The organism is Citrobacter sp. Marseille-Q5395 (genome assembly GCF_947057495.1).
GTDB lineage: Bacteria > Pseudomonadota > Gammaproteobacteria > Enterobacterales > Enterobacteriaceae > Citrobacter > Citrobacter murliniae.
On sequence record NZ_CAMSEL010000017.1, the window covers coordinates 91,587 to 104,819 of the forward strand.

A 13,233-nucleotide genomic window follows, 5' to 3' on the forward strand; every position below is an offset into this window, starting at 1 on the left:
TGTGCCAAAGCCCTTACCGGCAACGTTCTTTAAGCCTGTACAAGCTGGCGACTCTCGCGCAGGGCCGCCAGAATCAAAAATCCTGTAATGTAAAAACAACAGATCAGTGCCAACACGCTCAGCCATATGGGCAGCCGGGTAATATAAACCAGGCTGCACGAGATAATCACTAAAATAATCCCGGTGTACATAGGGTGCGCAATCCAGGCAAAAATGCCGCGTGTAACTCGTTTAGCGTTGGGTAAATAATATCCTGTCCAGGTGTGGCTGCCGCCAAGATCCCATTTCCCCTTGATAACCAGCGCGTTACCGATGATCGCTATCGCCAGGTACCCCCAGTCCGCTGGATTAATCAGATGATCAAAAAACAGACTGTAACCAAAAGCCAGAATCGGTAGTAAAAAGGTCAGGCGCAATAGTCGGGTTGCTGCTATCGGCAGCAAAGGACGAGCGCCAGCCGGTTGAGGGCGAGGGAGAATAAAAAGAGTGAAAACAATCAGGTTAGCCAGCTCAAGTAGCATCCATAGCGTTGCCATTGGGAGCCTCACAGCAGAGTCGGAATAGAGTAAGCGTAGCTGGTGGCGGGGGTAAATAAATCAGTCGAAAGACGTAATCAACTTCGGGAATTGCAGCTAGCAACCCGGCGTTGCCATGTTTCGCCGGGTTGCAAGAGTATTAGCGTCCTGCTTTCAGCTTCTGATAATACTCTTCATAAATAGCGCTGGCTGAACCGACATCGTTTTGCCATTCGCCTTTGCTGATAGTTTCCGCGTCAGGGTAGAGCGTTTTATCATTCGCCACGGCCGGGCTTAGCAACTTACGCGCCGCCAGGTTAGGTGTCGGATAACCAATGGTTTCTGCTACTTCTTTCGCCACGTCCGGGCGCAGCAGGAAATTAATCAGTTTCAGCGCACCTTCTTTATTTTTGGCGTTCGCCGGAATAGACAAGCTGTCCATCCAGAAAATACCTCCTTCTTTCGGCCACACGACTTCCAGTGGTGTGCCAGCCTGACGCGCGACAAATGCGGATCCGTTCCACACCATGCCCAGGTTCACTTCACCTTCCATATAGGGGTTCGCCGGGTTATCGGAGTTAAATGCGGCTACGTTGGGCATTAGCTTTTTCAACTCGTTATAGGCGGCTTCAATCTCTTTCGGATCGGTGGTATTGCCGGAATAGCCCAGTTTACGTAGTGCCATCTGGAATACTTCACGGGCATCATCAGTTAACAGCAGACTGCCTTTGTATTCAGGTTTCCACAGGTCTGCCCAGCTGGTTACGGTTTTCGGATCAATGGCATCACTATTGACGCCAATCGCCGTTGCCCCCCAGATGTACGGAATTGAGAAGTCATTGTTCGGGTCAAACGGCTTGTTGAGCATTTCCGGATCGAGGTTGTTGAAGTTGGTTAACTTCGACTTGTCAATTTTCTGGATCATGCCCTCTTTGCGCATCTTATCCACGTAATAGGTGGAAGGTACCACCAGGTCGTAGGCGCCTTCTTTATAGGTTTTGAGCTTGGCATACATGGTTTCATTCGACTCGTAGGTTGAATAAATAACCTTAATACCAGTCTCTTTTGTAAACTGTTCCAGCAGTCCTGGTGGAACGTACTCGGTCCAGTTATAGAAATAGAGTGTATTGCTATCGGAAGCTGTGGCAGTGTTCATGCCCAGTGCCAGAGCACCCGCCGCGAGCAGGTGGCGTGACCATTTTTTCATTTAACGTCCCCTGAGTATCGGCCTTAGCGGCCCTTGGTTTTATCACGTGCAATAAGCTGGCTGGCGATAACCATAACCAGCGACAGAACCAACAAAATGGTAGCCAGCGCGTTAACTTCCGGTGAAACGCCTACTTTAACCATTGAGTAGATTTTTAGTGGCAGAATTTCATAGCCAGGTCCGGTAACGAATGATGAGACAACGACATCATCCATCGACAGGGTAAAGCTCAGTAACCAGCCTGCAGCTACCGCAGGCATGGCCAGTGGTAGAATAATTTTGCGCAAAATAGTCACTTCACTGGCCCCCAGATCCTTCGCTGCCTCAAGCATACGCACGTCAAATCCTTTCAGGCGCGAGTAAACTGTCACTACCACAAAAGGCAGGCAGAAGGTGATATGCGAGAACAGCAGTGACCAGAAGCCGAGTTGGATCCCGATCAGCATAAACAGCACCAGCAGCGAAATCGCCATTACGATATCTGGTGACATCATCACCACAAACAGCATGCCGCTGACAAACGGTTTGCCGCGAAAACGATAGCGATAAAGTGCAACTGCCGTCAGTGAACCAATCAGGGTCGCAAATGTTGCAGATAACACGGCCATGGTCAGTGAATGCTGCGCTGCCTGCAACAGGCTGTCATTATTCATCAACAGGCCATACCATTTGGTGGTAAAACCTTGCCAGTTGATGCCAAAGCGCGAGCTGTTGAAAGAGTTCACAATCAAAATAATGATTGGAATGTACAGATACGCGTAGATTGCGGTCATAAAACCGCCGCGAAGCAGTCGACCGATCATTCGAGTTCCACCTTCTTGTTCAGCAGGCGGGAAGCACGCCAGTATATCAATAGCATCAGCCCCATCACGATGGTCAGAGTAATGCTGGTAGCTGCACCAAATGGCCAGTCGCGGATATTCAGGAACTGAACTTTAATCACGTTACCAATTAACAGGTTTTTCGCACCGCCCATCAGATCGGAAACGTAAAACAGTCCCATCGCGGGCAGCATAACCAGCAGACAACCAGCGATAATCCCCGGCATGGTCAGCGGAATAATGATGCGGGTAAAGGTCTGAAATTTGCTTGCTCCCAGATCGCGTGCCGCTTCCAGTAGTGGCTTGTCCAGCTTCTCGATGCTGGAGTAGAGCGGCATCACCATAAACGGCAGCAGGATGTAAACCAGACCGATAATTACTGCACTGGGGGTAAACATGATGCGAATTGGCGTGTCAATCACACCGAGCCATAGAAGAAACTCGTTGAGATAGCCTTTGGTGCTGAGAAAAATTTTGAGTCCATAGATGCGAATTAACGAGTTGGTCCAGAATGGAACAATCAGCAGGAACAGTAGCAGTGGACGAACTTTTTCTGGCAGCTTTACTAAAAACCAGGCAAAAGGATAGCCGAGCACAAGACAAGCAAGTGTGGCAATTAGCGCCATATTGAGGGAGTGAACCAGTACCTCAAAATAGAGCGGATCGAGTAGACGAGCGTAGTTTTCCAGCGTAAAGACCATTTTGACGAAATTTGCATCGTCGCGGGTCAAAAAGCTGGTGCCAATGATCATCAGGTTGGGCAGAAAGACAAATAACACAAGCCAACCGACAATGGTGACGATCACCACACTCTGGAATTTACTTGTGTTCTTCATCAGCCAGTACGACCTCCCAGCTTTCTACCCAGTTAATGGCCATTTTCTGGTCGAGAGAGTGATCGAAGTCAGGGTCGTCTTCATTGAAGAATTCACTGACCATCACCATCTTGCCATTTTCCAGTTCGACAACTGACTCCAGCGTCATGCCTTTGTAGTTGCGCTCGCGCACGTAGCCGATAAGTCCTTCGATATGATTATCATCATTGATCTCATCAACGCGCAAATCTTCCGGACGCAGCAGGACGTTTAATTTCTGTCCTGGAACAACCGCGAAATTCACATAAATGTTGCACTCGCGACCTTCAACGTTAGCGCGAACGCGCTGTTCGTCCAGACGTTCAATAACGGTCGCATTAAACATATTGATCTCACCGATGAATCCGGCAACGAACAGATTTTTTGGCTCTTCGTAGATTTCACGCGGCGTACCGTCCTGTTCAATACGGCCATCACGCATCACTACGATGCGGTCTGACATCGTCAGAGCTTCTTCCTGGTCGTGAGTGACAAAAACAAAAGTAATGCCGAGCTTACGTTGCAGTGCTTTCAGTTCGTTCTGCATCTGCTTGCGCAGTTTGTAGTCCAGCGCAGAGAGTGATTCATCCAACAACAGCAAACGAGGTTTGTTGACTACCGCACGGGCAATCGCCACACGCTGTTGCTGCCCACCGGAGAGTTGATGTGGTTTGCGCTGGGCAAACTCTTCCAGTTGCACCATACGTAAGGCTTCGGTGACGCGAGGAGGAATGTCAGCTGCGGGGGTCTTCTGCATGCGTAAACCGAAAGCCACATTTTCGAAAACGGTCATGTGGGGGAATAACGCATAGCTTTGGAATACGGTGTTCACGTAGCGGTTTTCCGCAGGAACGTGAGTGATGTCCTGGTTGTCCAGCATGATATGACCGGAATCAACCGTTTCCAGACCCGCAATCAGGCGAAGAACGGTCGTTTTACCGCAGCCAGAGGGGCCAAGCAGCGTGAGGAATTCGCCATTGTTGATGGTCAAATCAAGGTTAGAAATCACCTCTTTACCATCGAAACTTTTGCGAATTCCCGCTAATTGCACCAGTGGAGAAAGCGAACGCGGTTGTTTATTCAATTTTTTACTCTGTCCCATGTAAACGCAACGGATTTCTGACCATTGCGGGGTTTGTGGTTGACCACCTTGATGTCTCTTAATGAGGGCCGTTATTCTACGGCAAACCATTGTAATCGCCAATCCTTGTTGCGAATTACTGACTTAGCTTTATATTCAGAAGGATGTCATGGCGAAATATTCTCATTTGCGGGGATAAAAGTGACCTGACGCAATATTTGTCTTTTGTTGCTTATTGATAATGTTGTCACAAAAAGTGAGGGTGACTGCATGGATAAACTACTTGAGCGTTTTTTACACTACGTGTCGCTGGACACCCAATCAAAATCGGGCGTGCGGCAGGTTCCCAGCACCGAAGGACAGTGGAAGTTATTGCAGTTGCTTAAGCAGCAACTCGAAGAGATGGGGCTGATTAACGTTGCATTGAGCGACAAGGGAACGTTGATGGCAACGTTGCCCGCTAACGTGGCAGGTAATATTCCCGCTATCGGTTTCATTTCTCATGTGGATACCTCACCGGATTTCAGTGGCAAAAACGTCAATCCGCAAATCGTTGAAAACTACCGTGGCGGCGATATTGCGCTAGGTATTGGTGATGAGGTTCTGTCGCCGGTGATGTTCCCGGTGCTGCATCAACTTCTTGGGCAGACGTTGATTACCACAGACGGCAAAACGTTACTGGGAGCTGATGACAAAGCGGGCGTGGCAGAAATCATGACCGCGCTGGCCGTACTGATACAGAAAAACATTCCGCATGGTGATATTCGCGTGGCCTTTACGCCTGACGAAGAGGTTGGCAAAGGGGCAAAGCATTTTGATGTTGCAGCCTTTGATGCGAAATGGGCTTATACCGTTGACGGTGGTGGCGTGGGTGAGCTGGAGTTTGAAAACTTCAATGCGGCATCGGTCAATATCAAGATCGTCGGCAATAATGTGCATCCTGGCACGGCAAAAGGGGTAATGGTGAATGCGCTGTCGTTGGCAGCCCGCATTCATGCTGAAGTTCCAGCCGATGAAAGCCCGGAAACCACTGAGGGTTATGAAGGTTTTTATCACCTGGCAAGCATGAAAGGTACGGTTGATCGGGCGGATATGCACTACATCATCCGTGATTTCGACCGCAAACAGTTTGAAGCACGTAAACGTAAAATTATGGATATCGCCAAAAAAGTCGGCAAGGGGTTACACCCGGATTGCTATATTGAACTGGTGATAGAAGACAGTTACTACAATATGCGCGAAAAAGTCGTTGAACATCCACATGTCCTGGATATTGCACAGCAGGCGATGCGTGATTGTGATATTCAGCCGGTGTTGAAACCCATTCGTGGCGGCACCGACGGCGCGCAGCTGTCGTTTATGGGATTACCATGTCCGAATTTGTTTACTGGCGGCTACAACTATCATGGTAAGCATGAGTTTGTGACGCTGGAGGGAATGGAAAAAGCAGTGCAGGTGATCGTGCGTATTGCGGAATTGACCGCAAAACAGAAGTAAGTTTATCTGTAGATGCCGGATGACGGCTGACGCCTCATCCGGCATGACGACAACAATTATCCTTCGAAGAACCAGTACCCGCTGTTTACCAGTGCGGCAAGCATTGCAAGGAAAGAGGGATCTTCCAGCGCATCATCGAAGTTTTCGGCTGTCAGCACAATATGGTTGGCCAGCGCCTCAAGGGCAGGTCGATGCGGAGAGTCAATTTTTTCACCGTTAGCGTAGACATCATCACCTACACGTAATACGCGCAATCCACCGAGACGCACCAGCACATCACCCTGTTTCAGGGCATCATAGATTTCGTCTGGCTGATAAGGCGGCTCTGGTGGGGCGATATCCAGCTCGTGACGAGACTGGGAAATAAACTCGCCAAACCACTGTTTAAAATGTTCAGGCTGGTTAATCAGCCCAAGCATCATTTCGCGCAGTTTGTCCATTTCCTGCGGCAGAACATCCGCCGGATGATCACGGGCTGGCAGATCCGGGTCGCTGTAGTAAGTGCTACCCAGCTCGCGTTGCAGAACGTAATCAGCAAATCCGCTGATAAGCTCCCGGGTATTGGGCGCGCGAAAACCTACCGAATAATTCATCGCGTTTTCCAGCGCATAACCTTCGTGCGGGAATCCTGGTGGAATATACAGAATATCGCCAGGCTCCAGCTCTTCATCAATAATGGCTTCAAACGGGTCGACCTGTAGCAGGTCCGGGTGCGGACAATGTTGCTTGAGCTGGAGTTTTTCACCCACACGCCAGCGACGGCGACCGGTACCCTGAATAATAAATACATCATACTGATCCAGGTGCGGGCCCACGCCGCCACCAGGTACCGAAAAGGAGATCATCAGATCGTCGATACGCCAGTCCGGTAACTCCCGGAAAGGGCGCATTAGCGCAGCGGTGGGTTCGTGCCAGTGATTGACAGCCTGCACCAGTAGCGACCAGTTGTTTTCGCCAAGGTGGTCATAGCTCTCAAAAGGACCGTGGCTAACCTGCCATTTACCATCCTGATGGCTGACAAGTCGACTGTCTACTTCGCTTTCCATTGCCAGGCCAGCCAGTTCGTCAGGGGAGAGCGGATCAATAAAATTGTTAAAACCACGCTTTAAGACCACAGGGCGCTTTTGCCAGTGGCGTTCAAGAAAATCGGGCCAGTTGAGGTTTAATTGGTATTCCATAATGAGCATCCGCAGGCTGTTAGTTGCTCCGATTATAACGGATGCTTAACCAGATAAGTGATGTCTGCACATAAATATTACAAACAGCTACTCGTCGTTTTGCCCCGGATGCTGACGGCCAAAAATAACTTCCATTCGTGCACCGCCTAACAGGCTGTCTCCGGCGATAATTTGTCCGTCATATTGTTCGGTAATTTCACGGGCTACCGCCAACCCCACGCCCTGACCTGGTCGTAACGTATCAACACGCTGACCGCGATCAAATACGATTTCACGCTTGCTTTGTGGTATTCCTGGACCGTCGTCTTCAACCAGAATATGCAGGCGGTCTTCCGACAGTTGCGCTGAAATTTCGACGAACTCCAGGCAGTATTTACAGGCGTTATCCAGGACGTTACCCATCACTTCGACAAAATCATTCTGCTCGCCAACAAAGCTGATTTCGGGTGAGATATCGAGACTGATATTGACGCCTTTGCGCTGATACACCTTATTGAGGGCGGATGTCAGTTTATCCAGTAAAGGGGCAACAGGGTGCAGTTCGCGGCTGAGGAGAGCGCTACTGCCTCGCATACTGGCGCGATGCAGGTAATAGCCAATTTGCTGAGAAATACGGCTGATCTGTTCCAGCATAAGGGGTTCCGCATCACTCATGCTCATCTTTTCACTGCGCATAGAGCGCAATGTACTTTGCAATACGGCCAGCGGTGTTTTCAGACTATGCGTGAGGTCGGTTAAGGTAGTGCGGTACTTATCGTAACGTTCACGTTCGCTTTTCAGCAACCGATTGAGGTTGCGTACCAGACTGGTAAGCTCGCGCGTGGTTGCGGGGTTAAGCATCTCACGATGGTGCTCTTCGAGTTCACGGACCTCGCGGGCCAGTGATTCAATGGGACGTAAGCTCCACCAGGCGGCGACCCATAATAGCGGTATGACTAATAACAGGTTGGCTACCAGTACGTAGATAAACCAACTCCAGACCATATACGAGCGCTTCAGCTCAATAGGGATGGTATCGACAACGACAATAGTAAGCTGGGGCATTCTGGCCGTGGCAGGGTAAACGTTTACTGCGACGGAGTGGGTCATTTCGGCGTCGTCGTCATCTTCCCGGACTTCTTTAAGCTGCTGCTGTGCTGAATGATCCTCGCTGAGTAACGTGCTTGTCGCATTGACGTTGGCTTCAATCTCATGGAAGCCATTGGTTTTTAACCAGTCCGGACGAATGCTTTGTATCAGCCAGGGGACATCGCGTTGCGCCCATAGCAACTTGCCATTTTCATTATAAATCAGCGACATTGTGGGGCTTTGCATATCGAGATTTTCAGGCAGTTCGACGTTTATCTTACCGTTTTCCCATTTCGCAAGGGTGTAGAACAGATTACTTTCACCGCGCAACAGGCGGAAGGTTGTCTTATCAAAGCTCAGGCTGTAACCAACTAAAGCGACCATGCCATAGGCCAGAGAGAGCACCAGTACCACGCCTGCAGTAGCCAGCAAAAAGCGTACACGCAGCGATAGCGGGAAAAAATGTCGCAAGAATTTATTCATTAGCGCAGTTCGAAAAGGTATCCCTGACCACGTACGGTGGTGATCACTTCATTCGGATATTGAGCCTGAATTTTTTTGCGCAGACGTCCCATCAGAACATCGATGGTGTGGCTCTCGCGCAGCTCGGCATCCGGATAAAGCTGCAACATCAGCGAATCTTTACTGACCACTTTGCCGTTATTACGGATCAGCGTTTCCATAATGGTGTATTCGAAAGCTGTGAGCTTAATGACTTCGTCATTGACAGACAATTCACGACGTGAGAGATCAACCTGAAAAGGCGGAAGGGAGATAATTTGTGACGCCAGACCGCTGTTGCGGCGCATCAACGCCTGCATTCGCGCCATTACCTCTTCAATGTGAAATGGCTTGGTCACATAGTCGTCAGCGCCTGCGCTGAGCACTTCCACTTTGTCCTGCCAGCCTTCCCGGGCGGTTAATACGAGAATGGGAAGGGAGACTTCACTGCTGCGCCAGCGGCGGATCAGCGACAAGCCATCTTCATCAGGAAGTCCTAAATCGACGATCGCAATATCTGGCAGGTGTTCGTTAAGATAATAGTCTGCTTCCTTTGCATCCTCTGCGTCATCAACCTGGTGGCCTAAATCCTGTAACTGAACTTTCAGGTGGTGACGTAATAATGCATTATCCTCAACAACCAGTACGCGCATCATCGTTGCTCCATTAATTAACGGTATGAATAGTTTAACGCTGATTATGGTGCTGTGGGGATAAACATTTAATAAACCAGAAGGGATGTGAAGCGCCGGATGGCGGCAGGGAAAGCTTATCCGGCATCCGGGGGAGGCAGACAGGCCGGATAAACATAAGCGTCATCCGGCGCAGGAGAGATTATTTCAGCTCATCAACCATGGTGATAGCTCGACCAATATAGTTGGCAGGCGTCATCGCTTTCAGACGAGTTTTCTCTTCTTCTGGGAGTGCCAGACCATCAATAAACTGTTTCATGCCTTCGGCGTCAACACGCTTGCCTCGGGTCAATTCTTTCAGTTTTTCGTATGGTTTTTCAATACCGTAGCGGCGCATTACGGTCTGAATTGGCTCTGCCAGTACTTCCCAGTTATGATCCAGTTCGTCCAGCAGGTGGTCACGGTTCACTTCGAGTTTACTCACACCCTTCAGCGTGGACTGATAAGCGATGAGCGCATAGCCAATACCCACACCCAGATTACGCAGGACGGTTGAGTCCGTCAGGTCACGCTGCCAGCGGGAAACCGGCAGTTTGCTGGCCAGATGCTGTAGCACCGCATTAGACAGGCCCAGATTTCCTTCGGAGTTTTCGAAGTCGATTGGGTTAACCTTGTGTGGCATGGTGGATGAACCAATTTCGCCAGCGATGGTTTTCTGTTTGAAGTGGTTCAGCGCGACATAGCCCCAGACGTCACGATCAAAATCGATCAGGATGGTGTTAAAACGCGCCACGCAATCGAACAGTTCGGCAATGTAGTCGTGCGGTTCAATCTGTGTGGTATACGGGTTCCACTGAATGCCCAGAGAGGTGACAAATTCTTCACTGAACTGATGCCAGTCAACTTCCGGGTAGGCGGCGATGTGGGCGTTATAGTTGCCGACTGCACCGTTGATTTTACCGAGAATTTCCACCTGATTTAACTGGCGATACTGGCGTTCCATACGGTAGACCACGTTAGCCATTTCTTTGCCCAGCGTAGATGGTGTGGCGGGCTGACCGTGGGTACGGGAGAGCAGGGGAATGTCGCGATACTGCACTGCGAGATCTTTCACTGCGTCGATAAGTTTGCGCCAGTAAGGCAGGATCACTTCGTCGCGAGCGGTTTTTAGCATCAGCGCATGAGACAGGTTATTGATGTCTTCAGAAGTACAGGCGAAGTGGATAAATTCGGCAACTGCGTGCAGTTCCGGGATATCAGCCACTTTTTCTTTCAGGAAATACTCAACTGCCTTCACATCGTGATTGGTCGTACGCTCAATGGTTTTGATACGCGCAGCATCTTCTTCATTGAAGTTAGCGACGATCGTATCAAGGAAACCGATTGCGTCGGCAGCAAAAGCAGGAACTTCCTTGATCGCTGCGTGCGCGGCCAGTTTTTGCAGCCAGCGTACTTCAACTTGTACACGGAATTTCAGCAAACCGTATTCGCTGAAAATCCCGCGCAGCGCGCTGACTTTATCGCCGTAGCGTCCATCGACAGGGGAAACGGCGGTCAGTGAGGATAATTCCATAGATCACAACTCCGGGGTTAAATGAGCAAGAATTTGTTTTGCCTGAGTGGTCAGGCGATTACGAGAAAACATGAGTTGCAGACGGCCTCCACCAACCTGATGCCAGAGCACAGCGGCACGAATGCCAGCCAGAAGCGAAGCGCGTACTTTTGCCTGTACCTGCGGGCTCTGGAGGATGGCTGGCGAACCTGTTACCTGAATACGCGGACCGAGTGGGCTGATGACGTCAACGTAGATACCCGCCATTGCACTCATTAACGTTTCTGACTGCAAATCAAAATGGTCTAACTGGCGTTGCAAGCCGTTGATACGGTCTCCCAGCGTGTCCATTGCGCCTTTGGCTGCTGACAGCTTACGCTCCAGCACCATCAGGCTTAGTGTGTAGCGAGTGAGTTCCGCATTCAGCCCCTGACGGCTGCTGGCATTAAGTACGCCAAGCAGTGTTTCCAGTCCGAGACGTAAATTGGCTTCGCTACCACCAAATACGCCCAGCGTAGAGCTGGGGTTCATATCGATAACACTGTTCAGTGAAACGTGTAGGGCATCGGCATCACAGTGCCCCTGGTGTGCCAGTTGTTGCACCAGGCGTGCTGACTGGCAAATGCCTGCCAGGGCGAGGGTGATGTCATAATAATTCTTTGCCACGTTCACTGCTTCCTTGTATTAAACCAATAAAATAATTATACCGGCAGAGGCAAGCGCTGCTCGATAATACCGCCGCCGAGGCACACTTCACCGTTGTAAAAGACGGCTGACTGACCCGGGGTTACCGCTGCTACCGGCTCATCAAAAATAACTTCAATACGTTCGTCATCCAGTGCTTTAACGGTGCACGGAATGTCTGTCTGGCGATAGCGGGTTTTCACCGTACAGCGCATTGTGCCGGTAAACGGTTCGCGGTCGACCCAGTGTAATTGCTGTGCGATAAGTCCAATGGACATCAGACGTGGGTGTTCATGGCCCTGCGCGACAATGAGGATATTGTTCTCAACGTCTTTGTCGACCACATACCATGGATCTTCGGTACCTTCTTTCGTACCGCCGATGCCGAGACCTTTACGCTGACCCAGGGTGTGGTACATCAGCCCCTGGTGCTGGCCAATTTCTTCACCATCAACGGTGATAATTTTTCCTGGCTGAGCAGGAAGGTAACGACCGAGAAATTCGCGGAATTTACGTTCGCCAATAAAACAGATACCAGTAGAGTCTTTTTTCTTCGCGGTAATCAAACCGAGATCTTCGGCAATTTTACGCACCTGCGGCTTGGACAGTTCACCAACCGGGAACAGGCTTTGTGCAATTTGCTCATAACCGAGAGTATAGAGGAAATAGCTCTGGTCTTTATTACCGTCGAGGCCACGCAGCAGGCGGCTTTTGCCGTCCACATCCGCGCGGCGAACGTAGTGACCGGTGGCGATGTAGTCAGCACCTAAATCTTCAGCGGCAAATTCCAGGAAGGCTTTAAACTTAATTTCTTTGTTGCACAGAATATCCGGATTCGGTGTACGACCCGCTTTGTACTCCTCAAGAAACAACTCAAAGACGTTGTCCCAATATTCTGCAGCAAAGTTTACGGTATGCAGCTCAATGCCGAGTTTGTCACAGACAGCCTGTGCATCCGCAAGATCGGCGGCCGCTGTACAGTATTCCTCACCATCGTCCTCTTCCCAGTTCTTCATGAACAGGCCTTCTACCTGATAACCCTGTTGTTGCAACAGCCAGGCAGAAACGGAGGAGTCGACACCGCCGGACATGCCGACGATCACTTTTTTTGGGCTTTCAGACATAGGAATACTCACGACATTGAACTTCAAGGCGGCATATTCTAGCACGCAGCCCTTTACTTGACACCCTCTGTAAACGGCCAGTTAAATTCACCGATCATTGTTAGTGGGTACCGTTGTCCGCTCTGATAACAGCGGATACTCTCAGCAACCAACGGAGACCGCAGGTTTGGCGCAGCGATGATCTCTTCCGCACTCACCCAGCGACAGCAGTCTATATCGCTGTCATGAGGTTCAGTAGCGCACATATTGGCAAGCTCAATAGCGAACAGAAAACGCAAAAAGGGTGTTTTGTCAGGCGCGATCCACTGATGCATGCGAATGAAGTGTTGCGGCTGTGCCTGAATGCCGGTTTCCTCCCACAGCTCGCGCGCGGCAGCTTGTACCAGGGTTTCATCCGCCTCCAGATGTCCGGCTGGTTGGTTCCACAACGCTTTACCGTTGATGGTCTCCTCAACGACTAAAAATTTATCTTCTGCATGCACAATACAGGCTACGGTGACGTGCGGTTTAAACATGGTT

General features: G+C 50.1%; 13 protein-coding genes. 1 reads left to right on the forward strand and 12 read right to left on the reverse strand.

The genetic code is table 11. The annotated features are described in order from the left end of the window. Window positions 1-29: 29 nt before the first annotated feature. The 5 genes from OH663_RS18645 to potA form a co-directional block, all read right to left on the reverse strand. Entirely contained in the window at window positions 30-536 is a 507-nt protein-coding gene (locus OH663_RS18645; RefSeq protein WP_200011837.1) for a methyltransferase, read from the reverse strand. Between the two features lie 139 nt (window positions 537-675). Next, window positions 676-1,722 carry a spermidine/putrescine ABC transporter substrate-binding protein PotD gene (gene potD, locus OH663_RS18650; RefSeq protein WP_045441827.1) on the reverse strand — a complete coding sequence of 349 codons (1,047 nt, stop codon included), beginning with the start codon at window positions 1,720-1,722 and terminating at the stop codon, window positions 676-678. Between the two features lie 23 nt (window positions 1,723-1,745). Next, entirely contained in the window at window positions 1,746-2,525 is a 780-nt protein-coding gene (gene potC, locus OH663_RS18655) for a spermidine/putrescine ABC transporter permease PotC (protein ID WP_003030794.1), read from the reverse strand. Further along, window positions 2,522-3,379, reverse strand: coding sequence for a spermidine/putrescine ABC transporter permease PotB (gene potB / locus OH663_RS18660; protein WP_045441829.1), 858 nt, complete (start codon window positions 3,377-3,379; stop codon window positions 2,522-2,524). The genes potC and potB overlap by 4 nt, the downstream gene beginning before the upstream one ends. Next, on the reverse strand, window positions 3,363-4,499 hold the full coding sequence (gene potA / locus OH663_RS18665; protein ID WP_045441837.1) for a spermidine/putrescine ABC transporter ATP-binding protein PotA: 1,137 nt from the start codon (window positions 4,497-4,499) through the stop codon (window positions 3,363-3,365). Before potA ends, potB begins: the two co-directional genes overlap by 17 nt. A gap of 249 nt (window positions 4,500-4,748) precedes the next feature. Here potA and pepT point away from each other — a divergent pair, with 249 nt between their 5' ends. Beyond that, on the forward strand, window positions 4,749-5,975 hold the full coding sequence (gene pepT, locus OH663_RS18670) for a peptidase T (protein WP_045441840.1): 1,227 nt from the start codon (window positions 4,749-4,751) through the stop codon (window positions 5,973-5,975). A 56-nt stretch (window positions 5,976-6,031) separates the two neighbouring features. Here pepT and roxA read toward each other — a convergent pair whose 3' ends face one another. From roxA to OH663_RS18705, 7 genes are all read right to left on the reverse strand, one after another. Then, window positions 6,032-7,153: a [50S ribosomal protein L16]-arginine 3-hydroxylase gene (gene roxA, locus OH663_RS18675; RefSeq protein ID WP_045441843.1), complete on the reverse strand. Its 1,122-nt coding sequence runs from the start codon at window positions 7,151-7,153 to the stop codon at window positions 6,032-6,034. Between the two features lie 87 nt (window positions 7,154-7,240). Beyond that, window positions 7,241-8,704: a two-component system sensor histidine kinase PhoQ gene (phoQ, locus tag OH663_RS18680; protein ID WP_045441845.1), complete on the reverse strand. Its 1,464-nt coding sequence runs from the start codon at window positions 8,702-8,704 to the stop codon at window positions 7,241-7,243. Continuing rightward, on the reverse strand, window positions 8,704-9,375 hold the full coding sequence (gene phoP / locus OH663_RS18685) for a two-component system response regulator PhoP (RefSeq protein WP_045449570.1): 672 nt from the start codon (window positions 9,373-9,375) through the stop codon (window positions 8,704-8,706). The genes phoQ and phoP overlap by 1 nt, the downstream gene beginning before the upstream one ends. A gap of 181 nt (window positions 9,376-9,556) precedes the next feature. Continuing rightward, window positions 9,557-10,927: an adenylosuccinate lyase gene (gene purB / locus OH663_RS18690; RefSeq protein WP_200011836.1), complete on the reverse strand. Its 1,371-nt coding sequence runs from the start codon at window positions 10,925-10,927 to the stop codon at window positions 9,557-9,559. Window positions 10,928-10,930: 3 nt separating this feature from the next. Continuing rightward, window positions 10,931-11,572, reverse strand: a complete 642-nt coding sequence (hflD, locus tag OH663_RS18695) for a high frequency lysogenization protein HflD (protein WP_045449571.1) — start codon at window positions 11,570-11,572, stop codon at window positions 10,931-10,933. A 35-nt stretch (window positions 11,573-11,607) separates the two neighbouring features. Then, window positions 11,608-12,714 (reverse strand): tRNA 2-thiouridine(34) synthase MnmA, encoded by a 1,107-nt coding sequence (gene mnmA, locus OH663_RS18700; protein ID WP_200011835.1) that lies wholly within the window; start codon window positions 12,712-12,714, stop codon window positions 11,608-11,610. Window positions 12,715-12,767: 53 nt separating this feature from the next. Continuing rightward, a complete protein-coding gene (locus tag OH663_RS18705; RefSeq protein WP_045441852.1) occupies window positions 12,768-13,229 on the reverse strand; it encodes an NUDIX hydrolase in 462 nt (153 codons plus the stop codon). Between the last annotated feature and the right edge of the window lie 4 nt (window positions 13,230-13,233).

What these genes read in the sequence shown, in the direction of transcription:
- OH663_RS18645 (WP_200011837.1), bottom strand. Translation starts at nt 536, where the DNA reads ATGGCAACGCTATGGATGCTACTTGAGCTGGCTAACCTGATTGTTTTC.
- potD (WP_045441827.1), bottom strand. Translation starts at nt 1,722, where the DNA reads ATGAAAAAATGGTCACGCCACCTGCTCGCGGCGGGTGCTCTGGCACTG.
- potC (WP_003030794.1), bottom strand. Translation starts at nt 2,525, where the DNA reads ATGATCGGTCGACTGCTTCGCGGCGGTTTTATGACCGCAATCTACGCG.
- potB (WP_045441829.1), bottom strand. Translation starts at nt 3,379, where the DNA reads ATGAAGAACACAAGTAAATTCCAGAGTGTGGTGATCGTCACCATTGTC.
- potA (WP_045441837.1), bottom strand. Translation starts at nt 4,499, where the DNA reads ATGGGACAGAGTAAAAAATTGAATAAACAACCGCGTTCGCTTTCTCCA.
- pepT (WP_045441840.1), top strand. Translation starts at nt 4,749, where the DNA reads ATGGATAAACTACTTGAGCGTTTTTTACACTACGTGTCGCTGGACACC.
- roxA (WP_045441843.1), bottom strand. Translation starts at nt 7,153, where the DNA reads ATGGAATACCAATTAAACCTCAACTGGCCCGATTTTCTTGAACGCCAC.
- phoQ (WP_045441845.1), bottom strand. Translation starts at nt 8,704, where the DNA reads ATGAATAAATTCTTGCGACATTTTTTCCCGCTATCGCTGCGTGTACGC.
- phoP (WP_045449570.1), bottom strand. Translation starts at nt 9,375, where the DNA reads ATGCGCGTACTGGTTGTTGAGGATAATGCATTATTACGTCACCACCTG.
- purB (WP_200011836.1), bottom strand. Translation starts at nt 10,927, where the DNA reads ATGGAATTATCCTCACTGACCGCCGTTTCCCCTGTCGATGGACGCTAC.
- mnmA (WP_200011835.1), bottom strand. Translation starts at nt 12,714, where the DNA reads ATGTCTGAAAGCCCAAAAAAAGTGATCGTCGGCATGTCCGGCGGTGTC.
- OH663_RS18705 (WP_045441852.1), bottom strand. Translation starts at nt 13,229, where the DNA reads ATGTTTAAACCGCACGTCACCGTAGCCTGTATTGTGCATGCAGAAGAT.